This window comes from Pseudenemella bisphenolivorans (assembly GCF_051133435.1).
Taxonomy (GTDB): Bacteria; Actinomycetota; Actinomycetes; order Propionibacteriales; family Propionibacteriaceae; genus JAAYAO01.
The window spans coordinates 934,075-958,566 of record NZ_JBPGNY010000001.1 but is presented as its reverse complement, the minus strand read 5'-3'; the positions used below and the strand labels follow the sequence as shown (position 1 = coordinate 958,566).

The following is a 24,492-nucleotide window of genomic DNA, read 5'->3' as shown; positions in this document are numbered from 1 at the left end:
GGGCTATCGGCCGGTCTAGGGTGCGTTTATATCCATCAGGCCCACCGGTGGGTGCCATCGAGCAGCTTGCGCAACAGCTTGTGATGCAACACCAGTTCATCGAGGTTCTCGACCGGTTCGCGGTCACCGAGCAGGATCGATCGGCGCGCGATCCGGCTCATGATCACGCCGTGGCGCACCGCCGCGTAGGTCAGGTGGAAGTCCATGTGCGCCGGGGTGTGCCCCGAAGCCGCGGCATAGTCCTCCTCGATCCGGGCCCGTTGCAGGAACCCCGGCATCCCGGGGTGGCCGTGGGTTTCGGCGAGGTCCTGGAACATCGCATGGAAACAGATCAGCCAGGCCAGGTCGGCCTCCCGCGGCCCGTACCGGGCGTACTCCCAGTCCAGCACCCCGGTGGGGGTGAAGTCGGTGTAGAGGATGTTGCCGATCCGGGAGTCTCCCCACAGGAAGACCGGTTCCCGGTCGTCGTCGGGGAAGTTCTCCTCCAACCAGGTGAAGCCGTCCTCCAGCACCGGTATCGGTTCTCCGCCGTCGAGCATCCACCGGTAGTAGTCGATCGACTCGTCCAGATGGGCCCGCAGGGCGCTGCGGGTGTCACCGAATGCGGGGCGCAGCACCTCGGGTGCCGGCGCGGCGTGCACCCGGGCCAGCACATCGACCGTGCTGGTCTCCAGGCGGCGTTGCTCCTCGGCGGTGGCCGAGGCCAGCCAACCCCCGAACAGGTAGGGCGGATTGTCGGGTGGTGCCGAGCCCGGTACCGCTTCCACGATCATGAAGGGCATGCCGATCACCTGCCCGGATGGCTCGGTCCAGAACACCTCCGGTACCGGCAGCCCGGTACCGACCCGGGCGGCGGTCATCACCGCCGCCTCACGTTCCACATCGGAGATCGGGAACACGGGCAGGTCGTCGGGGTGTGGCATCACCCGGGCCACCAGGCGGCGCGACGTCCGCTCGCCGGTCTCCGGCTGATCGGGGTCAGCCCAAGTGGCGGTGAACAGCAGGGAGATGCCCGACATGCCCGATCCGCTCGGGCTGGACACCTCGGTCAGTTCCACCGGTCCACCGACCTGTTCGGCGATGAACGCGGCCAGGGGTTCGGGCCAACTGGTGACGTCGGAACGGGTGGTGCTGGTGACCAACCGAGGGCCGGTGTTGCTCATCCCCACTCCTCGATCAGTGCCGAACCGGGCACGTGCCGTAGCTCACCTCGAAGGATTTGAGGCTGTTCAACCAGCCCGATCGCACCCGTACCGGATCACCCAGCAAGGTGATGTCGGGCATCACATCGGCGATCGCGTTGAACATCAGCTCGACCTGCAGCCGGGCCAGGTTGGCGCCGATGCAGTAGTGCGGGCCGGTGCCGCCGAAGGCCACGTGCGGGTTGGGGCTGCGCATGATGTCGAAGGTGGCGGGGTTGTCGAAGACGTCCTCGTCGAAATTGGCCGAGGCGTACAGCATCACCACCCGCTGACCCTTCTTGATCTCCTGGCCGCCGAGCACGGTGTCCTCGGTGGCGGTGCGCTGGAAGGACATCACCGGGGAAGCCCAGCGGATGATCTCGTCGGCGGCGGTTTCGGGTCGTTCGGCCTTGAACTTCTCCCACTGGTCGGGGTTCTCCAACATCGCGATCATGCCCAGGCCGATCGAGTTGCGGGTGGTCTCCGAGCCGGCGACCACCAAAAGGATCATGAAGTAGCCGAACTCCTCGGGGGTGAGCCGGCCGTCGGTGTTCGCCTCCACCAGCTTGGTGATGATGTCGTCCTGGGGCTCCTGTTGCCGCTCGGCGGCCAGCCCGTAGGAGTAGCCGACCAACTCGGTCATCGCCTCCACCGGATCGTGGCCCTCATCGGCACCGGTCATCCGGTCCGACCAGTCGAGCAACTTCATCCGGTCTTCCTGCGGCACCCCGAGCAGGTCGGCGATCGCCTGTACCGGCAGTTCGTTGGCCACCTCGGCGACGAAGTTGCCCTGTTCCCCGGCTTGGGCACGGTCAGCGATATCGCGGGCCCGCTCCCGCAGCGCATCGCGCAACCCCTCCACCGCACGCGGGGTGAAACCACGGGAAATGATCCGGCGGATCTCGGCATGTTCGGGGCCGTCCATGTTCAGCAACAGCGCACGCTGCATCGGCACCTGCACCTCGGCGGAGTGGTCCTGCAGCCGCGACATCGCGGTGTTCTCCCAACTCGACCAGAGCTTGCCGTTGCGCGAGACCTCCCGCACCAGTTCGTGGGTGGTCACCAGCCAGTAGCCGTCGTCGGGGTAGCCGCCGATGCCGGGTTCCTGGGGCACCCACACCACCGGCGAGTTGCGGCGCAACTCGGCCAGTTCCTCGTGGGGTATGCCGTTGACGAAGGTGTCGGGATGGGTGAAGTCGATGTCGCTGACGATGGTCACGGGATCCTCCTCGAACCAGTGGGTGTGGGCCACTGTAAGGAGCAGGAAAGGTTTTCGACAGAGCCGGTCCCGTCATGGGTGGATGGCTGAAAACGCACCCGAAACGCCCTCAGTCGACGCTTTCGGGCGCTATCGGGTCAGATCGGGTGCGTTTGTATCCACGGGGCCCGCAGTACGACTAGCGGAGCTGGTCGAAGGTGGCGTTGGGGCCGACCAGGGTCAGCACCAGGATCACGACCCCGGCCAGGAACACCGCCGCGGCCAGAAAGGCCGGTAACAGGCCATCGGCGAGCTTCACCCGACCCATGGAGAGGCTGCGATGGGTGTACCCGTAGCGTTTGCGCGATTCCACGGCCACGACGACCGCGACGGCCAGGCCGGCTCCGGCCAGCGCCCAGGCCCACAGCCCGATGGTCACCACCGCGATCCGGGCGTAGACCAGCGATCCGACCGCGAGCGCCAGCACGGTGCGCGACCAGGCGAGCATCGTCCGCTCGGGCTGCAGGCCCGGATCGAAGGGTGTGTTCATCATCGGAAGATGAACCCCAGCAGGACGATCACCCCGGTGATGCCGACCACGATGCCCACCGGCAGTGCGAGCGGGGAATGGGGCAGGGGAGTGTTCTGCCGCAGGGCCCGTTCGAAGCGCGCCCAGTTGAACCAGGCCATCGGTGCGGCCGCCGAACCGGTCAGCAACAGAATCACCGAGGCAAGAATCCGGAAGCCCTCGTGCAGCCCCAGGCCCAACACCTCCAGGGCGATCCCGGCGGCCAGCAGCGCCAGGGAGGTGCGGATCCAGGCCAGATAGGTGCGCTCATTGGCCAGGGTGAACCTGGGGTCGGGTTCGGTACCGGTGTCATACACCGACTTCGGAAAGCGCCGACGTGCCATGTCGGGCAGCCTAATGCGATCCCGGTGGGGCTTTCGAACTGTGCCGCCGAGTGGTTCCGTTGGGCGGCAGGCATCGTTGACACCGGCCGGGTGGCTTCTTAGGTTCGGCCGGGATGCCGACCGAGGAGCCCGGATGGATTTCGACCTGAACCCCGATCAACGTGAATGGTTGGCCGAGGTTCGAACATTTCTGGCCGAGAACGTCACCGATGCCTTGCGCGCCGAGTTGGCCGAACACGATCTGGAGTACCCCGACGGTGAACTCGCCGCCTTCCGCCGCAAGGTCGGCGAACTGGGCTGGTTCGGACTGAACTGGCCGGTCGAATACGGCGGCCTCGGGCTGAGTCCGATCCATCAGCACCTGCTGGTCAGCGAGTTCGAGTACTGGGGTGTGCCCGGCCCCGACCTGACCGTCACCTCGGTGGCGCCGATGATCATGCGCCACGGCACCGAACAGAACAAGGCCGAGTTCCTGCCGCCGATCGCCCGCGGCGAGATGATCTGTGCGGTCGGCTACTCCGAACCCGATGCCGGCACCGACCTGGCCTCACTGCGCACCAAGGCGGTGCGCGACGGGGACGAGTGGGTGATCACCGGGCAGAAGATCTGGAACAGCGGAGCGCAGCGTTCCACCCATGAATGGTTGTGCGTCCGCACCGATCCCGAGGCCCCGAAACACAAGGGCATCTCGGTGATCATCGTGCCGATCGACGCGCCGGGGGTGGAGATCCGTCCGATCTGGGCCTGGTCGGATTACCGCACCAACGCCGCCTTCTTCGATCAGGTGCGGGTGCCGGTGACCAACCTGATCGGTGAGGAGAACAAGGGCTGGCAGTACATCACCGGAGCCCTCGATCTCGAGCGCGGCGCCCTCACCAATGCCGGTGACCTGCGCCGGGCGGTGGACGACCTGCTCGCCCTGGCCCGGCAGCCCCGCACCGACGGACGGGTGCCGACCGACGACCCGGTACTGCGCCGCAAGCTGATGGAACTCGAGGCCGACGTCGAAGTCGCCCGGGTGATGGGTTACGAGGCCGCCTCCCTGCTGGATGACGGCATCATCCCCAGCGTCGAGGTGAGCGCGGAGAAGATCTTCACCTCCGAACTGCGCCAACGCATCGCCGATGTGGCGATGCAGGTACTCGGCTCCGACGGGCTGCTGTCCGGTCGCGGCGAGCAGGCCCCACCCCAGGCCCGGTTCGAGCGGCTCTACCGCATCTCCCCACTGCTGCGCTTCGGCGCCGGCACCAACGAAGTACTGCGTGATGTGATCGCCCAACGCGGCCACGGACTGGCCAGGAGCGGACGATGAAACTGGTCGAAAGCACCGAGGAACGTGACCTGCGCGGTGTGCTGCGCAGCCTCTTCACCACCCACTGCCCACCGGAGTTGGTGCGCGAGCAACGCAGCGCCGACGCCCCCAGGCCCGAAGCGCTGTGGCGCGAACTGCACAAGGTCGGAGTCTTCGAACTGGCCGCCGACGACCAACCCCTGGACGGCATCGGCAGCTCCCTGGATGCCCTCGGCCTGCTCGCCGAGGAAGCCGGCCGTGCCCTGTGCCCCGACATCGTGCTCAGCACGGTCGTGTTCGGGCTCGCCGCCCAACACCTGGTCGGCCCCGACGACCTCCTGGACGCCCTGGCCGAGGGAGAACTGGCCGCCACCTACGCGCTGTGGCAACCCGGCGACGCCCACCGTCCGGCCCACCTGAGGGCCGAACCGACCCCGGACGGCGGCTGGGTGCTCAGCGGGGAACTGCACCATGTGCCGGCCGCGACCCAGGCCGAACTGGTGCTGGTGGCCGGTCACACCGACACCGACACCGACCCGGCCCGCACCCTGATCACCGCCCTGCCGCTGTCGGAAGCTCAGATCACCTCCCACGAGGCGATGGGTGGGTCGACCAGCACGGTGCGGTTCGACCGGATTCCGGTGAGCGAGGCCCAGGTGTGGGCCCATGCCGACATCGAGCGGGTGCGCTGGGTGGCTCATGCCGCCCTGGCCCTGCAGGCCCGCGAGATCGCCGGCGGTTGCCAAGCGGTGATCGAACGCACCGTCGCCTATGTGGGCGAACGCGAGCAATTCGGACGGGCGATCGGCACCTTCCAGGCGGTACAGCACCACATCGCCGATATGCACATCGCCACCGCCGCCGCCCGGCTGGCCGCGGCCCGGGCCACCTTCTGGGTGGGACGCGGGGAACAGGCCGGCCACGAGGTCGCCACCGCCACGATGAAGAGCTCCGACGCCTACCCCTTCGTCACCCTCACCGCCCACCAACTGCACGGTGGCATGGGCTACGTCCGCGAATCCGATCTGCACCTGTGGTCGGAACGGGCGGTGGTGCTGCGGGCCCGCGGCGGGGACGCCGATGTGGCCGCCACCTGGCTCGCCGAGGAGGTCGGTCTGTGAACCGGGCAACCGACCAGGTGCTCAGTGGCCTGCGGATCATCGACCTGAGCCGCTGGGCCGCGGGCGAGTACGCCACCAAGCTTTTCGCCGATCTGGGCGCCGAGGTGATCAAGGTCGAAAAGCCCGGGGAAGGATCACTGACCCGGCACTGGGGCCCCTTCCCCGAAGACCGTCCGCATCCGGAACGCAGCGCACTGTTCCTGCACCTGAACACCAACAAGCAGTCGATCGCCCTGGACCTGACCGACGAGGCCGACCGGCAGGTACTGCTCGACCTGGTGCGCGGAGCCGATGCCCTGGTCGAATCCTTCCGCCCCGGGCATCTGGAGGCTCTCGGCCTCGGCCCCGAGGTGTTGCGCGAGATCAACCCGTCCCTGGTGATCACCCGGATCAGCCCCTTCGGCCAGACCGGCCCGCATCGCGACCGGGTCGCGTCCGGCATCACCCTGCAGGCGGCCGGCGGCCCGATGAACGCCACCGGTGCGGCCGACCGTCCACCGCTTCGCAAGCCCGGGTTGTTGGAGCACTACACGATCGGACGCTCCGCCGGCGCGGCCACCCTCGCCGCGGTGCTGCGTACCGAACGTGCCGGCACCGGCGCGGTGATCGACATCTCCGGGCAGGAGGTTCTGCTCGCCGGGGCCGACCGGCGCGCGTCCTATCTGGTCTCGGCGGCCTACTCGGGCATGGTGGCCCCGCGCGGTGTGCGCAGCCCGCATCGCCATGGCGCCACCTTCACCGGGCCGTTCCGCACCACCGACGGTTTCGTGATGGTGTACGTCACCAACCAGGCCTTCTGGAACCGCTTCGTCGAGGTGATGACCGCCGACAACACCGGCGAGGACATTGCCTTCCGGGAGCGCTACCTGAACATGCGCACCGTCGCCGGGCAGGACCGCGAGGACTTCATGGCCAAGGTCGTCGCATGGATCGGCGCCCGGCCCAAGATCGAGGTGATGGAGATCTGCGAGGGCGCCCGGATTCCGGTCACCGCCTACCTGACCGTCTCCGAAGTACTCGCCCACCCGCATTTCCGCGACCGCGGCGCCTTCACCGAACTCGACCATCCCGAGGTCGGTGTCCTCGAATACGCCGCCACCCCCTGGCAGATGGAGGGCGGCTTCACCCTGCGCCGACCCGCCCCACTGCTGGATCAGGACGGCGCCCGGATCCGCTCCGAGGGCTGGAAGCCCCGCGACGAGACGAACGCAGCCTCCGATACCCCGAGCCAGGACCTGCCTTCGGAGGTCGGGCCGCTGGACGGCGTCCGGGTCGTCGACCTCACCGTGGTCTGGTCGGGGCCCGGCGGCACCACCCTGCTCGGCGACCTGGGCGCGGAGGTGATTCGCGCCGAGGGCAACAACCGCACCCCGCGGCAGGTGTCGGCGGCCACCTCGAAGGAATCGATCGCGGCCACCGGTTATCACGGCGGCACCTACCCCGACAAGGATCCCGGCGACCGGGCCTACGACCGCACCGCCCTGTTCAACTGGCACGCCCGCAACAAACTCTCGGCCTGCATGAACCTGGAAACCCCCGAGGGCCGGGAGGCTTTCCTGAAGCTGATCGAGATCAGCGATGTGCTGGTGGAGAACAACTCCAACGGGGTGCTGGAGAAACTCGGCATCGGCAATGACGAACTGTTGCGGGTCAATCCGCGGCTGATCATCGCCCGAATGCCACCGATGGGCGCCTCGGGGTCGATGAGCACCTACCTGGGCTACGGCCCGAACTTCAACTCCCTGGTCGGCATCGCGGCGATGGACGGCTATGCCGGCGACGACGCCGGCTCGGCCGGTGAGAACTACCACATGGACGAGGCCGCCCCGGCCGGTGTCACCTTCGCGGTGCTCGCCGCGCTGCGGCACCGGCGGCGCACCGGGCGCGGGCAGGTGATCGAGTTCGCCCAGGCCGAGAATGTGATGGCCGAGTTGGGCGAGTTCTTCCTCGACAGCCAGCTCAACCACCGCGATCCCGAGATTCTGGGCAACCGCGACCCGCACAGCTTCCAGGACGTCCTGCCCACCGCCGAGGACGATGTCTGGGTTGCCTGCACCGTGGTCGGTGACCAAGCCTGGCACCGGCTGGCCGACCTGCTCGGCGACGACGAACTGCGGGTGCTCGGGCCGGAGGTCCAGCAGCACCGGATCGGCCACGAGAGTTTGGTCGAACGGCTGGCCGGGTGGTCACGGGGCCACACCGCCGCCGAGGTGGTCGAGGCCCTGCAGAGCATCGGGGTGGCCGCCGGGGAAGTGATGAGCGAGACCCGCCTGTTGGACGACGAGCATCTGGCGGCCCGCGGTTTCTTCGTCGAGAAGCACCATCCCCATGTCGGCACGCATCGTTATCCGGGCCACCAGTGGCGGGTGGACGGCTTCGACCTGGCCTTCGGCCGGGTGACCTGCGGGTTCGGTGAGGACAACGACTACGTGTACCGCACCCTGCTGGGCTATTCGGCCGACGAGTTGGCCGAGTTGGCCGAGCGCAACCTGGTCACCGACCGGCAGTTGGCCTGACGCCTCAACCGGCGCTCACCACAGGAAGACGAAGATCGGCAACTGCTCGGGGTAACGCGCCCCGACGATCGACAGGAACACGATCACGTCGAACAGCAGGTGCACGCACAGCACGAACAGCAACGAGCGGGTCTTGACGAACAGATAGGCCTGCAGCAGTGCGAAGGGGGTGGTCAGCAGCGGCCCCCAGGACTGGTAGCCCAACTCCCACAGGAACGACACGAAGATGATCGCCTGCAGGACGTTGGCGAACTTGAACGAGAAGTGCCGGCTCAACAGCACGAAGATCGTGCAGATGAAGAAGAACTCGTCCCAACTGCCGACGAAGTTCACCCCGACGAAGAACCGGGCCACCTCCGTCCAGTCGGCCAGGGCCGGCCAGTTCAGATAGGTACCCGAGCGGACGAAGTAGGTCGGCAGGATCAGCCAGCCGATCACCGGCACCGCGATCAGGTAGGCGATCATCGGCTTGTTCCAGCGCTCCCCGGACAGCCATTGGAATCGCACCGCATGGTCGCCGTAGCCGAACCGCGACAGCAGATAGGGCACCGCCACCGCCATCGTCAGCACGGTGCCCATCAACACCACATTCAGCCAGCTCACGTCCGCGCGCACCGAGATCGTCGACACGATGATCAGCCCGACACAGATCAGCAGCAGATCGCGCAACAACACCCGGTCCAGCCAGGTGCACAGGGCGATGCCGGCGGCCATCACCAGATAACCGACCGGACGCCATTCCAGGGCGAACAGGAAGAAGGCCGACAACGAGACCAACAGGGCCGGAATCAACGACACCGACCAGCCCGGCAGTCGGGCCTCGATGCTGTGGATGTAGTCCACGCGCTCGGCGCGGGCTGTGGTGTTCACCTGGGTCCTCCGTGGTCTGCGGCTCGCCCTCACCCTATCGGCGCGCCACCGTGCGATGGCGGCAACGGACCCTGGCCGGTTCGGCCGGAAACCGATTCGACACAATGGTGCCCATGACCGAGACCGCTGCTGCCCCTGTAGACCTCGACTTCATCCGCTCGCTGCCCAAGGCCGAGCTGCACCTGCACCTCGAAGGCACCCTCGAACCCGACCTGAAGCTGCGGTTGGCCGAACGCAATGGCATCGACATCGGCCAGCGGACGGTCGAAGAGGTGGAGGCGACCTACCAGTTCGACTCCCTGGCCAGCTTCCTCGCGGTGTACTACCCGGCGATGAATGTGCTGCAGACCGCCGACGACTTCTACGAACTGGCCTGGGCCTACCTGCGCCGGGCGGCCGACGACGGAGTGCGCCGGGCCGAGATGTTCTTCGACCCGCAGGCCCACACCTCCCGCGGGGTGCCCTTCGAAGCGGTGATCGAGGGGTATTACCGCGCGGTCGAGCAGGCCAACACCGAAGGGGTGGACGGCCGGCCGATGTCTGCCGCGTTGATCATGTGCTTCCTGCGCGACATGTCGGCCGAGAGCGCCGCCGAGACCCTGCAGCAGTCGCTGCCCCACCGCGACAAGATCATCGGCGTCGGCCTGGACTCCGATGAGCGCGGTAATCCGCCCAGCAAGTTCGCCGAGGTTTTCGCCGCCGCCCGGGAGGCCGGCTACCTGCTGACCATGCACTGCGATATCGACCAGGAGGGCAGCATCGACCACATCGGTCAGGTACTGCACGACATCAAGGTCGACCGCATCGACCACGGCACGAACATCGTCGAGAATCCCGAGCTGGTCGAGTTGGCCAAACAACGTGAGATGGCGCTGACCTGCTGCCCGGTCTCGAACTCTTTCGTCACCGACGACATGAAGGCCCGCGAGATCGTCGACCTGCTGCGCGACGGGGTGCGGGTGACGATCAACTCCGACGACCCGGCCTACTTCGGCGCCTATGTGGCCGAGTGCTACCAGCGGTTGGCCGAACAGATCGACCTGACCGCCGACGATCTGCGCCGGCTCGCGGCGAACTCGATCGAGGCCTCCTGGATGTCGCGCGAGGAGAAGGACGCCCTGCTGGCCGAGATGCCCTGAGCCGCACCGACCACCGGGACTGCCAAGCACCCCTGCCCACCACCTGGGCACTGCTGACCAGCGGACACCACCAACCAGCGGGTAACTACCGATCACCGGGTTCGACGCTGGGGCGGAAATGGCTTGCTCGCTACTGTCGAGGTCAGTGACGAGGTGAAAGGCAACGATGGAGTCGTTGATTCCCGAAGAAGCGCTGGCCACGGTCGGCGAAGTGGTCTCCCGCACCACCGGTGAGGTGCGTCGACGCGACTGGCAACGCTGGGCGGTGTCGGTGGGGGAGACCAACCCGATCTACTTCGATGCCGAGGCCGCCCGTGCGGCCGGCCTGCGCGAGGACTGCGCCCCACCGCTGTACCTGCAGTACGCGATCTTGGGCGTGACCAGGTTGGAAGACCTGCGCGCCGACGGCTCGTCGGGGGCGGCGTCGGGCAACCTGCAGTTCCCGGACGCCCCGAAGCGGATGGCCGGCGGCGAGTCCTGGGAGTTCCATCGTCCCGCGTACCACGGCGACGAAATCACCAGCGAACGCACCGTGCAATCGATCGTGCAGAAGCAGGGCCGCTCCGGCCCCTTCGTGCTGGTCACCTGGCGGGCCACCTACGTCAACCAGGACGGGGAACTGCTGGCCACCGCCGACACGTCGATGATCGCCCGGCCCTGAGGAGTGGAGATGACCCAGTTGTACTTCGAGGACGTCTCGGTCGGCGACGAGATCACCCCGCTCGTGGTGACCTGCGACCAGACCCAACTGTTCCTGTTCAGTGCGGCCACCTACAACGCCCACCGCATCCACTACGACAAGAGCTGGGCCGCCGACGAGGGCTACCCCGAGGTGCTGGTGCAGGGGCCCCTGCAGGCCGGGCTGCTCAGCCGGGCGGTCACCGACTGGATCGGACCCGAGGGTCGGCTGGTGAAGTTCGGCACCCAGAACCGGGCGGTCGCCCACCCGGGTGAGGAACTCACCTTCGGCGGCACCGTCACCGAGATCGACGACAGCACCGGCGAGGTACGCCTCGATTTGGCCGGACGCCGCGGCGAGGCCCTGCTGATGCCGGGCAGTGCCACCGTCCGGTTGCCGAGGCGGGACGCCTGATGGCCGGCCTGCGCGGACGGGCCGCGATCCTGGGCATCGCGGAGCTCCCCGCCGAACGCAAGCAGACCCGTCCGCCGCAGTTCACCCTCGACCAGTGGGCGCACCTGTCCAAGATGGTGCTCGACGATGCCGGCGTGCCGGCCTCGGCGGTCAACGGTCTGGTCACCCACGGGGTCGCCGAATCGGACATGTTCGCCCCGGCCACTCTGGCCGAATACCTCGGTATCGCCGTGGACTACGGCGAACGGGTCGACCTGGGTGGGGCCACCGCCGCCGGGATGGTCTGGCGGGCCGCGGCCGCGGTCGAACTGGGGCTGTGCGATCTGGTGCTGGTGGTGGTACCCGGTTCGATGATCCTGCCCACCTCACAACGCACCCCACCGAAGCCACCGAGCTGGGTCGGGGCGTCCAGTGACAAGTTCGGCTCCCCGCAGGCCGAGTTCGAGATCCCTTACGGCAACCTCGGTCAGAACGGGCCCTACGCCCAGATCGCGCAACGCTACGCCCACGAGTACGGCTACGACCCGCGGGCCACGGCGAAGATCGCGGTCGACCAGCGCACCAACGCCTGCGCCCACCCCGGCGCGATCTTCCACGGCAAGCCGATCACCGTCGACGACGTGCTGGCCTCGCCGATGATCGCCGACCCGATCCGGATGCTGGACGTGGTGATGCGGGTACAGGGCGGGGCCGCGGTGTTGGTCGGCGGGGTCGAATGGACCCGTAGGTCGAAACATCGCCCGGTGTGGGTCACCGGTCTGGGTGAGCACATCGCCTTCAAGACCCCGACCTATGCCGAGCACCTGTTGCAGACCCCGATCAAGCGTGCCGCCGACAAGGCCTTCGAGATGAGCGGGGTGACCCGCGACGACATCGACATCGCCTCGATCTACGACTGCTACACGATCACGGTGCTGATGACCCTGGAGGACGCCGGCTTCGCCCCCAAGGGCGAGGGCATGCAGTGGGTGCTGGAACACGACCTGACCCACCGCGGCGACTTCCCGCTGAACACCGCCGGGGGGCAACTGTCCTTCGGGCAGGCGGGGATGGCCGGCGGCATGCACCACGTCGTGGACGCCGCCCGTCAGATCATGCGCCGGGCCGATCAGGCCCAGGTGCCCAAGTGCGACACCGGTTTCGTCACCGGCAACGGCGGCATCATGAGCGAACAGGTCGCCCTGATCCTGAGGGGGGACTGAGATGTCCGAAACACCGGCCAAGCCGCTGCCCGAACCGACCCCGGTCTCGCAACCGTTCTGGGACGGGCTGGCCGAACACAAGATCCGGATCCAGTACTCCCCGTCGTCCGAGCAATGGGTGTTCTACCCGCGCACCCTGGCGCCGGGCACCCTGGCCGACGACCTGGAATGGCGTGAGATCAGCGGCGCCGGAACCCTCTACACCTTCACCGTGGCCGAACGTCCGGTCGCCCCACCCTGGGCCGAGTCGGTGCCGCAACTGTTGGCGGTCGTCGAATGGGACGAGGGTCCGCGCTTCAGCACCGAACTGGTCGACGTCGACCCGGCCGATATCCGGATCGGGATGCGCGTGGAACCCGTGTTCTGCCCCGAGGGGGACGTCACCCTGCTGCGCTATCGCCCGGCGAGCTGAGCTGAACCAATCGAACTGAGGTAATCCCGATGAGCGAATATGACCTGATCATCCGCGCCGGCACCGTGGTGGACGGCAGCGGCGGTGCACCGTTCACCGCCGACGTCGCGATCCGCGACGGGCTGATCGCTGAAGTGGGTGCGGTCTCCGGTACCGCCGCCCGCGAGATCGACGCCGACGGGGCGATCGTGGCCCCCGGGTTCGTCGATATCCACACCCACTACGACGGTCAGGTGACCTGGGACGAACGACTCCAGCCCTCGTCCTGGCACGGCGTGACCACCGTGGTGATGGGCAACTGCGGGGTCGGGTTCGCGCCCGCCCTGCCGCACGACCGGGATCGGCTGATCGAGCTGATGGAGGGGGTCGAGGACATCCCCGGGATCGCGCTCAGCGAGGGCCTGCCGTGGAACTGGGAGACCTTCGGCGAGTACCTCGATTCGCTGGACGGGAAGGCCCGCGATCTCGACTTCGCCACCCAGGTGCCGCATGCCGCGGTACGGGTGCGGGCGATGGGCGACCGGGCCCTGGCCCACGAACAGGCCACCGCCGCCGAAATCGCCGAGATGGCCGAGATCACCGCCGAGGCGATCCGGGCCGGGGCTTTGGGTTTCACCACCTCACGCACCCTGAACCACAAGTCGATCAACGGTGAACTGATCACCTCCTACGGCGCCGGACGTGACGAACTGGTCGCGATCGCGGAGGCGATCGGCGAGACCGGCACCGGCGTCCTGCAGATGGTCACCGACTTCGACGATGTCGACGTCGACATGGACCTGATGGCGGCGATGACCGGGGCCTCGCGGCGTCCGATGTCGGTGTCGGTGGTGCACTCGGTGAACCGGCCCGATCGGCACCACGAGATCATGGCCGGCTTCGACCGGCTGCGGGCCGCCGGCCACGACGTGCAGGGACAGGTGTCGGCACGCGGGATCGGCCTGATCCTGGGCCACGAACTCACCCTGAATCCGTTCCGGCACAACCCGAGCTACCTCAAGATCGCCGACCTGCCGTTGCCCGAACGGGTCGCGGCGATGCGCACCCGTGAGGTGCGCGAGGCGATCCTGGCCGACGGTGTGGTCACCGACGTGCCGGTGCTCGGGGCCCGGTTCCTGAACATGTTCAACGAGATGTTCGAACTGGCCGATCCGCCGAACTACGAACCCGACCCGAGCGAGAACATCATCGCCCGGGCCGCGGCCCTCGGCGTCACCCCCGAGGAACTCGCCTACGACATCATGCTCGCCGATGAGGGCCACGGCATGTTGTACCTGACCTTCGCCAACTACGTGGACGGCTCCCTGGACGGGCTGAAGGAACTGCTGGAACACCCCGCGATCATTCCGGGACTGTCCGACGGCGGTGCCCATGTCGGGACGATCTGCGACGGGTCCTTCCCGACCACCCTGTTGCAGCACTGGGTGCGCGACCGGGAACGCGGCCGCCTGCCGTTGGAGTACATCGTGCGCGCCCAGGCCCGCCGTACCGCCGAGGCGGTCGGGCTGTTCGACCGGGGTCTGCTGAAGCCCGGCTACCGGGCCGACGTGAACGTGATCGACCTCGACGGGATGCACCTGCACCGTCCCGAGGTGCACCACGACCTGCCGGCCGGTGGCCGCCGCCTGCTGCAGCGGGCCGACGGATACCGACACACCATCGTCGCCGGGCAGGAGACCTACCGGGACGGGGAACCGACCGGGGCCCTGCCGGGACGGTTGGTGCGCGGCGCGAAACCGAATCCGGCCGCCTGAACGGCCGAGCCGAATCCGGCCTGAACGGCCGGACCACGGCGCTTGCTCAGCTGATTCGGAAACCCTCGTAGCCGTTGGCGGCGACCGCGTCACACTTGGCGCGGAAGTTGCCGACCCCACCGATGTAGGGCAGGAAGACCCGGGGCTTGCCCGGAATGTTGGCCCCCATCAGCCAGGAATCGGTCTGCGGGTACAGGGTGTACCCGGCCACCTGCTGAACGTGGTCACTCCACTCGGTCTCGGCCTCGGGGGTTGCCTCGACGACCTCGGCACCCTGCTCGCGCAGGTGAGCCAGCAGGTCGGCGATGAACTCCACATGCTGTTCGATCGAGACCACCACATTCGACAGCACCGAGGGGCTGCCCGGGCCGGTGACGGTGAACAGGTTCGGGAAGCCGGCCGACTGCAGGCCCAGGTAACCGACCGGGCCGTCGGCCCACTTCTCGGCCATCGTGGTCTCCCGACCGTGGATGTCGATCGACAGCACCGGGCCGGTCATCGCGTCGAAACCGGTGGCGAACACGATCGCGTCGAACTCCCGCTCGGTTTCCTCGGTGCGGATGCCGGTGGCGGTCACCTCGACGATCGGGTCGCGGCGCACGTTCACCAACTCGACGTTCTCGCGGTTGAAGGTGTCGAAGTAGTTCGTGTCCAGGCAGGGTCGCTTGGTGCCGAAGTGGTACCCACTGGGAACCAGGTCCTCGGCCACCTGCGGGTCGTGCACGATCTCGCGGATCTTGTCGCGGACGTAATCGGCGGCGATCTGGTTCGACTCGGGATTGCGCACGATGTCGTTGTAGGCCTGCAGGATCGAGGTCAGCGTGCCCTCCTGCCACTTCTCGTCGAAGGTGGCCCGGGCCTCCTCGACCGGCACCTCCAGCAGTGACTGGGTGGGCGGTTCCACGTCCAGCCCGTAGGAGGACTGGCGCATCCGCTGCCGCACCCCGGCCCAATCCTCGACCACCTCGGCATGCTGCTCGGGGTCGGCGGGGGTGTTGTGGGCCGGCATCGTGAAGTTCGCGGTGCGCTGGAAGACCGTCATCGACGCAGCTTGTTCGGCGATCTTCGGAATGACCTGAATGCCGGACGAGCCGGTGCCGATCACCCCCACCTTCAGGCCGCTGAAATCGACACCCTCGTGGGGCCACTGTCCGGTGTGGTAAATCGCGCCGGTGTAGTTGGCCAGCCCCGGCATGTCGGGGATGTTCGCCGCCGACAGGGCGCCCACGCCCAGCACCACGAATCGGGCCGACCAGGTCTCACCGTCGGAGGTGCGCACCGTCCAGCGGCGAGCCTCGTCGTCCCATTCGGCGGCCTCGACCCTGGTGTTGAAGATGAAGGACGAGCGCAGGTCGTGCTTGTCGGCCACCCGGTTGGCGTAGGCCAGGATCTCGGGCTGGGCGGCATAGCGTTCCGACCACTGCCATTCCCGGGCGAGTTCCTCGTCCCAGGAGTAGCAGTAGTAGATCGACTCGATATCGCAGCGGGCTCCGGGGTAGCGGTTCCAGTACCAGGTACCGCCGACGTCGTCCCCGGCCTCGAAGCCCTGAATGCTCAGGCCCTGCTTGCGCAGCAGGTGCACCGCATAGAGACCGCTGAAGCCGGCCCCGACGACCACCACGTCCACCTCATGTGACGTACCCATCTCAGCGGCCGTCCAGAATCGTGCGGACCTGCTGTCCGACCCACTCGATCGCCTCGGCACTGGACGGCAGCACCCCGGTCATCTGGAAGAAGCCGTGCATCTGCCCGTCGAAGCGACGATGTTCCACCGGTACCCCGGCCCCGCGCAGGGCCTCGGCATAGGCCTCGCCCTCGTCGCGCAGCAGGTCGTGCTCGGCGGTCAGAATCACCGCCGGCGGCAGGTCGGTGAGGTCATCGGCCCGGGCGGGGGAGACATCGGGGTGGTCGCGGTCGGCCGGGTCGGCATAGCAATCCCAGAACCACTTCATGGTGTCGATGTTGAAGGCCAACTGGTTCGCCGGGTCGGTATAGGAGGCGTTCTCGAAATCGTGGTCGACCACCGGGTAGACCAGTACCTGGGCCGCGATCGGCAGATTGAACTCGCGGGCGTGCCGGGCCACCACCGCGGCCAGGTTTCCGCCGGCGGAGTCCCCGGCCAGGAACAGCGGGGCGTCATCGGCACCGGCCAACTCCGAACGTCGGGCATTCACCCAGCCCAGGGTGTCCAGGGCATCCTCCAGGGCGGCCGGGAACCGGTTCTCCGGGGCCAGCCGGTAGCCGGCCAGCACCACGGTGCAGCCGGTGGCCTCGGCCAGATGCCGGCCCAGGGTTTCGTGCTCGTCCGGAGAACCGATCACCCAGCCACCGCCGTGCCACCACAGGAAGACCCCGCGCGGAGTCTCGGGCGCCAGCACGATCACCGATTGGCCCGAGGACTCCACGGTGTGTCGCTCCACCCGGGCCATCTCCGGCCCCGGCGGGGAGATCCGGGCCAGACCGGCCATCTTCTGCCGGGCCTCCTCGGGGGTCGATTCGTGCATCGGCTTGCCCCCGGCCTGGGCCAGTTGGGCAAGCAATGCCTGGGTTGCTTGGTCGAGTGCCACGGATACTCCTGGGTGCTGTGGGCTGTTCAGTGGGACGAGGTGCTCATTCGCCGGGCGGTTGGATCGACTTGATCTCCAGGAACTCCCGCAGACCCAGCTCGCCGTACTCGCGGCCGTAGCCCGACTGGCCCATACCGCCGAAGGGCGCCAACGGATTGGTGTTGACCCCGTTGACGTGCACGCTGCCGGAACGGATCTTGCGCGCGATCCGGAAGGCCTCCTCCTGGTCGGCACCGAACACGCCGGCGCTGAGGCCGTAGATGGTCGAGTTCGCCAACCGCACCGCCTCGTCCCGATCGGTGTAGGTCTGCACCACCAGCACCGGGCCGAAGGTCTCCTGCTGGGCGATCTCGGCCTGCGGGTCAACCCGGCCGAAGACCTTCGGTGACATCCAGTACCCCTCACCGGGGGCGTCCTCGACCTCGCCGATCTCCAGGGTGGCACCCTCGTCCAAAGCCAGCTTCAGCTTGTCGTGCACCCGGTTCCACTGGGTCTGCGAGACCAGTGGGCCGAGGGTGGGGGCGACGTTGGCGGCCGACTCGCGCAGAATCTCCAGGGTCTGCTGGTAACGGTCCTCGGGCACGATCAGCCGGGTCCAGGAGGCGCAGGTCTGCCCGCAGTTGAACAGCGAGAAGCCGTGCGCCCGCAGCACCGCGGCCTTGAAGCCCTCGTCGTCCAGGTCGTCCAGCAACAGGGCGGGCGACTTGCCGCCCAGCTCAAGGGTGACCCGCTTGATCGTGGCCGCGGCCAGCGCGGCGATCTCGCGGCCGACCGCGGTCGAACCGGTGAAGGTGACCATGTCGACGTCCGGGTGCTTGGCCAGCGCCGCACCGGCGACCGGGCCGCGACCCTGCACCAGGTTGAACCAACCGGCCGGCACCCCGGCCTCGTCCATCACCTCGGCGAACATCACCGCGCTCAGGGCGGTCAGCTCGGCGGGCTTGAGCACCACCGGGCAGCCGGCCGCCAGGGCCGGGGCGACCTTGGCAACCACCTGATGCAGGGGGAAGTTCCACGGGGTGATCGCCGCGACCACACCCACCGGCTCGTGGGCCAGGGTGGACGGGCCGAGCGGCTGGTCGAAGTCGAACTTCTCGGCGATGTCGACGGTGGTGGTGAGAACCCGCAGCGGGAACTGCACCTGCACGGCACGGCTGAAGGCCTCCGGGGCGCCCATCTCCTGCGAGATCAGGTCGGCGAATTCCTCGGTGCGTTCGGTGATCAGCTCGGCCACCTTGCGCAAGGTGGCCACCCGTTCGGCCAGTGGCCACTCCTCACCCTCGAAGGCGGCTCGGGCCGCGGCCACCGCGGCGTCGACGTCCTGCTCGTCGCCGAGCACGATCGTGTCGACACCGGTGGCGGTGCGCGGATCGATGATCTCGAAGGTTTCGGTTCCGTGTGGGGTGACCCATTCGCCGTTGATGTACAGCTTCTGCCGGTTGCTCATTCCCGTCCTCTGCTCGCTGGTTCGCCCAACTTGTTCGGAAAGCGGTCTCTGCGCAAGGACAGCTACCGCCCAGCGGTAGTGGGAAGGCGATCAGGCCAACAGGCCGAGCACGCTGGCCACCAGAATCTTGGTGATCATCGCGGTCGGATAGGCGGTGGTGTAGCCGGTGGACACGCGGAAATCGTGGTTCATCCGGTCGTTGGCATAGGCCAGCAGGGCCGGCTGGGTCTGGGTGCCGGCCAGGAAACCCGACAGCACGGTGCCACCCGAGCCCATCACCCGGCGTTGGAAGAAGAACACCGACAGGGCTGTGGTGGAGGTGATCAACACGCCGAGCGCCAGGATCGCCAACCATTCACCGGAGGCGAAGGCGGTCAGGATCTGCCCACCGGCGCGGGTGCCGGCCTGGGCGATGAACAGCAGCAGGCCGAGTTCACTGATCACCGCGGTGGCGGTGAACGGCAGGGTGGTCGAGACCGGGCCGATCCGGCCCAGTCGGCCCATCACCAGGCCGAGAATCAGACAGCCCAGCCCCGCCCCGAGGGTGAAGGTGCTGCCGCCCGGCAGCGGAATCGGAATCGCTCCCAGGCCGAAGCCGAGCGCCATCCCGGTGCCCAGCCCGATCGGGTTGATGATCGTCATCCCGCGCGAGGAGTCACCGAAGTAGGCGGTGACCTTGCGGATCGCGGTGCGCGGGGCGACCACCCGCACCCGGTCACCCAACTGCAGGACGTAACCGGGGTGGGCGACCACATCGATATCGGCCCGGCGCACCCGCGACACGGTGGCCCCGAACCTGGCCTCCAGGTCGAGTTCGTCGATGGTGCGGCCGGCCAGTTTCGGGTCCGACACAGTGATCCGCCGGAAGTCCAGGGACGCCCGGTCGTAGGCCAGGTAGTCCTTCGACTCGCGGCCGAGTTCGCGCACCACCTCGTCGACCACATCGCGCGGGCCGACCACGGTCAGCACGTCGCCGACCTCGAGTACGACCTCATCGCGGGCCAGCTCGATCGGGCCGTCCTTCTTGGCCCGCACCCGGGTGAGCGAAATGCGGTGGCCGTGCAATTCCTCGAAGTCGACCACGGTGGTGCCGGGGTTGATCCGCTCGACCGCGACGTGTTTCTGCACCAGCGGGGCCGGGGCGTCGGCGTCCTCGGAGGCATGCCGCAGGGCCAGTTGCTGGACCACCAGCATGCCGATCACACCGAACAGGTAGGCAACCGAATAGCCGACGGTGTTCGCACCGGTGCCGCCCGCGGCGGCCAGGGCCGGGGTGTTGTTCAGCGCGCCGGCGAAGGTGCCGGCCGCCACGTCCCGCGGCAGCCCCAGCAGTGGTGCGGCCAGGAAGGTGACCACACCCCCCAGCACGATCGCCACGGCCACCCCGAGCATCGCCACCGACTGGGTGCGCAGGCTGTTGAAGAAGGCGGCTCCCGAGGAGATACCGACCGAGAAGGTGAACAGTCCCAGACCGAGGTGTCCGATGCTGGGCGGGATCTCCAATTCCACCCCGGACGAGGTGCCCAGGGCCGATACCGCGATCGCCAGGAACAGCACCATCGCCGCGCCGAGGGAGATCCGGCGCACCGAGATCCGGCCGATCGCCGAGCCCACCCCCACCAGCGCGAACAGCAGAGCTTCGGGGTGGTTGGCAAGCCAGGTGAGAACCGGGACCATCATCCTCCTCGCCGCTGTGGCCGCGAATTGACGTTGGTCGGGCCCATGGGATCAAGTCGGGAGCCTAGCACCACCGCTCACCCGACCGACCTCATCCCGAAGGCACCCGCAGGGTCACCTTCAACTGGCCGGTTCTGGGGATGCTGGCGGTGTCGAAGGCCGGCTGCACGTCGTGCACGTCGAAGCTGTGGGTGACGTAATGCTCGACGAGTTCGGGGTGCTCGGCCAGGTACTCCGCGGCATCCTGCAGGGCCCGGGAGCGGTTGCGGGTGGTGCCCGACCAGACGGTCAGATTGCGCCGCAACCACGTCTTCATCGGCAAGGGGTAGTAGTCATCGTCCGGCACCCCGAAGAGCACCACCCGGCCACCGAAGGCAGTCGCCAGCAGGGCGTCGTTGGCGGTTCCGGGGTTGTGTCCGACGGCGTCGACCACGACCTCGGAGAGTTCGTCGGGGCCGAGCCGGGCCGCCCAGCGGCCACTGTGGGCCTGAATCACCTCGTCCAGCCCGAAGATGTCGGCCACATCGCTGCGGTCGACCGGGTCGACACCGGTGACCTTCGCCGCGCTCAAGGTCTTGGCCGCGTGGGCGAACAACAGTCCGATCGGCCCGAGACCGATCACCGTGACGCTCTTGCCGGCCACCTCGGCGGCCCGCATCGGCTGCAGGGCACAGGCCAGAGGCTGGATCATGACCGCGGTCTCAGGCGCCAGATCGGTGGGGCAGTCGGCCAGTTCGTCACCGTGGGAGATGCAGTACTGCGCCAGCGCGTCCAGGCGAGTTGCCCAGCCCACCAGCCGATCACCCACCGCATGATCGGGGTGATTCGAGTATTCGACCACACCGACCACCTCGTGCAACGGATGCCCGGGCACATTCGGGGCGATTCCGGAGCCGTCGTCATCGGCATGCATCACATTGCGGCCGGCGAAGAAGGGGAAGTCGCTGCCGCAGATACCTCCCGCCAGCACCCGTAACAGGACATGCCGGTCGGGGACGTCCGCGGCGGAGGGTGCCGGCACCTCGACCCGTTCGAAGGTGCGCGGACGCACCAGACGGTAAGCCCACATCGGCGTCAGTCGACCAACTCGATGGCTGCCTTCGGGCAGGCCTGGGCGACCCGCTCGGCGGCGTCGGTCTGGTCGGGCGTGGGGTTCTCGTTGAGCACCTCCAAGAAGTCGTTGTCGTCCAAGCGGAACAACTCGGGGGCTTGTTCGCAGCACAGGCCATTGCTGTCGCACTGTTCGAAATCAACAACGATCTTCATCGTCATCCCTCTCCTCGTGGTGTTCGGTCGATCTTCCCACCCGGCGCGGGCCGGCGGGAGGGCGAGTGGGACAACACCTGTGGAATTCCGGAATGAAACCCCCAATTTCATTGTTGAGCGTATGTGACTCAACTTTGGTTGCCGATCCGGCCTCCGCGAGACTGTGCTGGTACAAGACTGGGCTGGTACAGGATTGTTTGTGCTCGAGCCGTGTTGGGTCCTTGCCACCAATCGCCACGAGGCTGAGAGAGGAACCTGATGGATACGAATTCGCTCACCACCAAGAGCCGGGATGCTGTCTCGGCCGCCCTGCGCAATGCCCTGACCGCCGGCAACCCCAACTGCGAACCGCAGCACCTGCTGCATGCGCTGTTGATGGTGCCGGACAACACCGTCGGCTCCCTGTTGACCGCGATCGGCGCCTCGCCCGAGGTCGTCGACGCCGCGGCCCAGGGGGCGATCAAGAAACTGCCCAGTGCGCAGGGAAGCTCGGTGACCCAGCCGGTGCTTTCGGGCGGTTTCGCCCGGGTTCTGGCCGAGGCCGAGAACCTGGCCGACCGGCTCGGCGACCAGTTCGTCGCCACCGAGCACCTGCTGATCGCCCTGGCCACCGTCGACTCGGACGCCAAGAAGCTGCTGGCGGATCTGAACGTCACCGCCGAAGCGTTGACCAACGCCTTCAACGAGGCCCGTGGTGACAAGCGGGTCACCTCGGCCGAGGCCGAGGGTGGGTCCTCGGCGCTGGATCAGTACTCGGTGGATCTGACCGAACGGGCCCGCGAAGGCAAGCTCGACCCGGTGATCGGACGCGACGCCGAGGTGCGTCGGGTGGTGCAGGTGCTGGCTCGGCGCACCAAGAACAACCCGGTGCTGATCGGTGAACCCGGCGTGGGCAAGACCGCCGTGGTGGAGGGCCTGGCCCAGCGGATCGTGGCCGGGGACGTGCCCGATTCGCTGAAGGGCCGCCGTCTGGTGTCGCTCGACCTGGCCGCGATGGTGGCCGGGGCGAAGTACCGCGGCGAGTTCGAGGAGCGCCTCAAGGCGGTGCTCACCGAGATCAAGGAGGCCGAGGGTCAGGTCGTCACCTTCATCGACGAGCTGCACACCGTGGTCGGTGCGGGTGCCTCCGGTGAAGGCGCGATGGACGCCGGCAACATGCTGAAGCCGATGCTGGCCCGAGGCGAGCTGCGGATGATCGGTGCCACCACCCTGGACGAGTACCGCGAGCGGATCGAGAAGGACCCGGCCCTGGAGCGACGCTTCCAGCAGGTCTTCGTCGGTGAGCCCAGCGTGGAGGACACCATTGCGATCCTGCGTGGTCTGCGCGAACGCTACGAGGCCCACCACAAGGTGAAGATCACCGACGGCGCCCTGGTGTCGGCGGCGAGCCTGTCGAACCGCTACATCACCGCCCGCCAACTGCCCGACAAGGCGATCGACCTGATCGACGAGGCAGCCTCGCGGCTGCGGATGGAGATCGACTCCTCACCGGAGGAGATCGATCAGCTCCGCCGAACGCTGGACCGGATGCTGATGCAGCAACTCGCCCTGGAGAAGGAGGAGGACATTGCCTCCCGGGAGCGGCTGCAGCGCCTCGAGGGTGAGATCGCCGATGCCCAGGAGGAACTGCGTGGCCTGGAGGCCCGCTGGGAGGCCGAGAAGACCGGCCTGAACCGGGTGGGTGAGCTCAAGGAGCAGATCGACGCCCTGCGTACCGAGTCCGACCGGGCCCAGCGTGAGGGTGACTTCGCCAAGGCCTCGGAGATTCTCTACGGCCGGATTCCGGAACTGGAGAAGGAACTCGAGGCCGCCGACGAGGCCGAGCGCAATACCAAGCCGATGGTGTCCGACGAGGTGAGCTCCCACGACGTGGCCGAGGTGGTCGCGTCCTGGACCGGGATCCCGGTCGGCCGGATGCTGGAGGGTGAATCGGAGAAGCTGCTGCAGATGGAGAGCCGAATCGGCGAACGCCTGATCGGCCAGAAGTCTGCGGTGGTCTCGGTGGCCGACGCGGTGCGCCGCGCCCGGGCCGGCATCTCCGACCCCAACCGGCCCACCGGCTCCTTCCTCTTCCTGGGGCCCACCGGTGTCGGTAAGACCGAACTGGCCAAGGCCCTGGCGGAGTTCCTCTTCGACGACGAGCACTCGATGGTGCGGATCGACATGAGCGAGTACTCCGAGAAGCACACCGTCTCGCGCCTGGTCGGTGCTCCGCCCGGGTACGTCGGTTACGAGGAAGGTGGCCAGCTCACCGAGGCGGTGCGTCGTCGCCCCTACTCGGTGATCCTGCTGGACGAGGTGGAGAAGGCCCACGCCGAGGTCTTCGACATCCTGCTGCAGGTGCTCGACGACGGTCGACTGACCGACGGACAGGGCCGCACGGTCGACTTCCGCAACGTGATCCTGATCCTGACCTCGAACCTGGGTTCGCAGTTCCTGGCCGATCAGAATCTGGACGCGAAGATGAAGAACGAGGCGGTGATGGGCGTGGTGCGCCAGTCCTTCAAGCCGGAGTTCCTGAACCGACTCGACGACATCGTGATGTTCGATCCGCTGACCGTGGACGATCTGTCGCACATCGTGGAGATCAACCTGCGCCGGTTGAACCAGCGGCTGGCCGATCGCCGGATCGAGGTCGAGGCCACCGACGCGGCCAAGGACTGGCTGGCCCGCACCGGGTACGACCCGGTCTACGGTGCCCGTCCGTTGCGCCGCCTGGTGCAGACCACGATCGAGGACGAGTTGGCTCGCAAGGTGCTGGCCGGTGATCTGCCCGAAGGGGGCCGGGTGGTGTTCGATCTGGACGCCGAAACCGACTCGCTGGTGGCCGGCTGATCGCCGAAAAG

21 protein-coding genes are annotated in these 24,492 nt (G+C 67.7%); 10 read left to right on the top strand and 11 right to left on the bottom strand.

Translation table 11 applies throughout. The features are described from left to right. Positions 1–35: 35 nt before the first annotated feature. From ACR4XW_RS04695 to ACR4XW_RS04680, 4 genes are all read right to left on the bottom strand, one after another. On the bottom strand, positions 36–1,163 hold the full coding sequence (locus ACR4XW_RS04695) for a phosphotransferase family protein (RefSeq protein WP_434759342.1): 1,128 nt from the start codon (positions 1,161–1,163) through the stop codon (positions 36–38). Positions 1,164–1,176: 13 nt separating this feature from the next. Beyond that, the gene (locus tag ACR4XW_RS04690; RefSeq protein WP_434759341.1) at positions 1,177–2,400 is read right to left on the bottom strand and encodes a cytochrome P450; all 1,224 of its coding nucleotides are present in this window, start codon (positions 2,398–2,400) and stop codon (positions 1,177–1,179) included. Between the two features lie 178 nt (positions 2,401–2,578). After that, positions 2,579–2,929, bottom strand: coding sequence for a DUF202 domain-containing protein (locus ACR4XW_RS04685; RefSeq protein ID WP_434759340.1), 351 nt, complete (start codon positions 2,927–2,929; stop codon positions 2,579–2,581). Beyond that, positions 2,929–3,291 (bottom strand): YidH family protein, encoded by a 363-nt coding sequence (locus ACR4XW_RS04680; protein WP_434759339.1) that lies wholly within the window; start codon positions 3,289–3,291, stop codon positions 2,929–2,931. The genes ACR4XW_RS04685 and ACR4XW_RS04680 overlap by 1 nt, the downstream gene beginning before the upstream one ends. A 133-nt stretch (positions 3,292–3,424) precedes the next feature. Between ACR4XW_RS04680 and ACR4XW_RS04675 the strand changes: the two genes are divergently transcribed. Genes ACR4XW_RS04675 through ACR4XW_RS04665 form a run of 3 tightly spaced genes read left to right on the top strand, consistent with a single transcriptional unit; the run spans position 3,425 to position 8,219 of the window. Beyond that, entirely contained in the window at positions 3,425–4,603 is a 1,179-nt protein-coding gene (locus tag ACR4XW_RS04675) for an acyl-CoA dehydrogenase family protein (protein WP_434759338.1), read from the top strand. Then, positions 4,600–5,703: an acyl-CoA dehydrogenase family protein gene (locus tag ACR4XW_RS04670; RefSeq protein WP_434759337.1), complete on the top strand. Its 1,104-nt coding sequence runs from the start codon at positions 4,600–4,602 to the stop codon at positions 5,701–5,703. The genes ACR4XW_RS04675 and ACR4XW_RS04670 overlap by 4 nt, the downstream gene beginning before the upstream one ends. Beyond that, positions 5,700–8,219, top strand: a complete 2,520-nt coding sequence (locus ACR4XW_RS04665) for a CaiB/BaiF CoA transferase family protein (RefSeq protein ID WP_434759336.1) — start codon at positions 5,700–5,702, stop codon at positions 8,217–8,219. The genes ACR4XW_RS04670 and ACR4XW_RS04665 overlap by 4 nt, the downstream gene beginning before the upstream one ends. Before the next feature lie 15 nt (positions 8,220–8,234). Here the strand turns inward: ACR4XW_RS04665 and ACR4XW_RS04660 are convergent, their stop codons facing one another. Beyond that, the gene (locus tag ACR4XW_RS04660; RefSeq protein WP_434759335.1) at positions 8,235–9,089 is read right to left on the bottom strand and encodes a CPBP family intramembrane glutamic endopeptidase; all 855 of its coding nucleotides are present in this window, start codon (positions 9,087–9,089) and stop codon (positions 8,235–8,237) included. Positions 9,090–9,202: 113 nt separating this feature from the next. Between ACR4XW_RS04660 and add the strand changes: the two genes are divergently transcribed. The 6 genes from add to ACR4XW_RS04630 all read left to right on the top strand — a co-directional run bounded on the left by add (position 9,203) and on the right by ACR4XW_RS04630 (position 14,689). Continuing rightward, positions 9,203–10,228 (top strand): adenosine deaminase, encoded by a 1,026-nt coding sequence (add, locus tag ACR4XW_RS04655; RefSeq protein WP_434759334.1) that lies wholly within the window; start codon positions 9,203–9,205, stop codon positions 10,226–10,228. 166 nt (positions 10,229–10,394) lie between these two features. Then, on the top strand, positions 10,395–10,889 hold the full coding sequence (locus ACR4XW_RS04650) for an FAS1-like dehydratase domain-containing protein (protein WP_434759333.1): 495 nt from the start codon (positions 10,395–10,397) through the stop codon (positions 10,887–10,889). A gap of 9 nt (positions 10,890–10,898) precedes the next feature. Beyond that, positions 10,899–11,321, top strand: a complete 423-nt coding sequence (locus ACR4XW_RS04645) for a hotdog family protein (protein WP_434759332.1) — start codon at positions 10,899–10,901, stop codon at positions 11,319–11,321. Beyond that, positions 11,321–12,523: a thiolase family protein gene (locus ACR4XW_RS04640; protein ID WP_434759331.1), complete on the top strand. Its 1,203-nt coding sequence runs from the start codon at positions 11,321–11,323 to the stop codon at positions 12,521–12,523. Before ACR4XW_RS04645 ends, ACR4XW_RS04640 begins: the two co-directional genes overlap by 1 nt. Position 12,524: 1 nt before the next feature. Continuing rightward, a complete protein-coding gene (locus ACR4XW_RS04635) occupies positions 12,525–12,935 on the top strand; it encodes a Zn-ribbon domain-containing OB-fold protein (RefSeq protein WP_434759330.1) in 411 nt (136 codons plus the stop codon). Between the two features lie 29 nt (positions 12,936–12,964). Then, entirely contained in the window at positions 12,965–14,689 is a 1,725-nt protein-coding gene (locus tag ACR4XW_RS04630) for an N-acyl-D-amino-acid deacylase family protein (RefSeq protein ID WP_434759329.1), read from the top strand. A 46-nt stretch (positions 14,690–14,735) separates the two neighbouring features. On the opposite strand, the gene ACR4XW_RS04625 is transcribed toward ACR4XW_RS04630, so the two are convergent. The 6 genes from ACR4XW_RS04625 to ACR4XW_RS04600 all read right to left on the bottom strand — a co-directional run bounded on the left by ACR4XW_RS04625 (position 14,736) and on the right by ACR4XW_RS04600 (position 21,652). Then, positions 14,736–16,334 (bottom strand): flavin-containing monooxygenase, encoded by a 1,599-nt coding sequence (locus ACR4XW_RS04625; protein ID WP_434759328.1) that lies wholly within the window; start codon positions 16,332–16,334, stop codon positions 14,736–14,738. Between the two features lies 1 nt (position 16,335). Then, a complete protein-coding gene (locus tag ACR4XW_RS04620) occupies positions 16,336–17,256 on the bottom strand; it encodes an alpha/beta hydrolase (protein WP_434759327.1) in 921 nt (306 codons plus the stop codon). Positions 17,257–17,299: 43 nt separating this feature from the next. Next, on the bottom strand, positions 17,300–18,703 hold the full coding sequence (locus ACR4XW_RS04615; protein ID WP_434759326.1) for an aldehyde dehydrogenase family protein: 1,404 nt from the start codon (positions 18,701–18,703) through the stop codon (positions 17,300–17,302). A 90-nt stretch (positions 18,704–18,793) separates the two neighbouring features. Next, positions 18,794–20,380: an aspartate:alanine exchanger family transporter gene (locus ACR4XW_RS04610; RefSeq protein ID WP_434759325.1), complete on the bottom strand. Its 1,587-nt coding sequence runs from the start codon at positions 20,378–20,380 to the stop codon at positions 18,794–18,796. Positions 20,381–20,471: 91 nt separating this feature from the next. Then, the gene (locus ACR4XW_RS04605) at positions 20,472–21,449 is read right to left on the bottom strand and encodes a zinc-binding dehydrogenase (RefSeq protein WP_434759324.1); all 978 of its coding nucleotides are present in this window, start codon (positions 21,447–21,449) and stop codon (positions 20,472–20,474) included. Positions 21,450–21,454: 5 nt separating this feature from the next. Next, a complete protein-coding gene (locus ACR4XW_RS04600) occupies positions 21,455–21,652 on the bottom strand; it encodes a ferredoxin (RefSeq protein WP_434759323.1) in 198 nt (65 codons plus the stop codon). A gap of 252 nt (positions 21,653–21,904) precedes the next feature. Here ACR4XW_RS04600 and clpB point away from each other — a divergent pair, with 252 nt between their 5' ends. After that, on the top strand, positions 21,905–24,481 hold the full coding sequence (clpB, locus tag ACR4XW_RS04595; RefSeq protein WP_434759322.1) for an ATP-dependent chaperone ClpB: 2,577 nt from the start codon (positions 21,905–21,907) through the stop codon (positions 24,479–24,481). Positions 24,482–24,492 lie beyond the last annotated feature (11 nt).

Coding starts and splice junctions, on each gene's coding strand:
- ACR4XW_RS04695 (WP_434759342.1), bottom strand. CDS start 1,163: ATGAGCAACACCGGCCCTCGGTTGGTCACCAGCACCACCCGTTCCGAC.
- ACR4XW_RS04685 (WP_434759340.1), bottom strand. CDS start 2,929: ATGAACACACCCTTCGATCCGGGCCTGCAGCCCGAGCGGACGATGCTC.
- ACR4XW_RS04680 (WP_434759339.1), bottom strand. CDS start 3,291: ATGGCACGTCGGCGCTTTCCGAAGTCGGTGTATGACACCGGTACCGAA.
- ACR4XW_RS04675 (WP_434759338.1), top strand. CDS start 3,425: ATGGATTTCGACCTGAACCCCGATCAACGTGAATGGTTGGCCGAGGTT.
- ACR4XW_RS04670 (WP_434759337.1), top strand. CDS start 4,600: ATGAAACTGGTCGAAAGCACCGAGGAACGTGACCTGCGCGGTGTGCTG.
- add (WP_434759334.1), top strand. CDS start 9,203: ATGACCGAGACCGCTGCTGCCCCTGTAGACCTCGACTTCATCCGCTCG.
- ACR4XW_RS04650 (WP_434759333.1), top strand. CDS start 10,395: ATGGAGTCGTTGATTCCCGAAGAAGCGCTGGCCACGGTCGGCGAAGTG.
- ACR4XW_RS04645 (WP_434759332.1), top strand. CDS start 10,899: ATGACCCAGTTGTACTTCGAGGACGTCTCGGTCGGCGACGAGATCACC.
- ACR4XW_RS04640 (WP_434759331.1), top strand. CDS start 11,321: ATGGCCGGCCTGCGCGGACGGGCCGCGATCCTGGGCATCGCGGAGCTC.
- ACR4XW_RS04635 (WP_434759330.1), top strand. CDS start 12,525: ATGTCCGAAACACCGGCCAAGCCGCTGCCCGAACCGACCCCGGTCTCG.
- ACR4XW_RS04630 (WP_434759329.1), top strand. CDS start 12,965: ATGAGCGAATATGACCTGATCATCCGCGCCGGCACCGTGGTGGACGGC.
- ACR4XW_RS04625 (WP_434759328.1), bottom strand. CDS start 16,334: ATGGGTACGTCACATGAGGTGGACGTGGTGGTCGTCGGGGCCGGCTTC.
- ACR4XW_RS04615 (WP_434759326.1), bottom strand. CDS start 18,703: ATGAGCAACCGGCAGAAGCTGTACATCAACGGCGAATGGGTCACCCCA.
- ACR4XW_RS04610 (WP_434759325.1), bottom strand. CDS start 20,380: ATGGTCCCGGTTCTCACCTGGCTTGCCAACCACCCCGAAGCTCTGCTG.
- ACR4XW_RS04605 (WP_434759324.1), bottom strand. CDS start 21,449: ATGTGGGCTTACCGTCTGGTGCGTCCGCGCACCTTCGAACGGGTCGAG.
- ACR4XW_RS04600 (WP_434759323.1), bottom strand. CDS start 21,652: ATGACGATGAAGATCGTTGTTGATTTCGAACAGTGCGACAGCAATGGC.
- clpB (WP_434759322.1), top strand. CDS start 21,905: ATGGATACGAATTCGCTCACCACCAAGAGCCGGGATGCTGTCTCGGCC.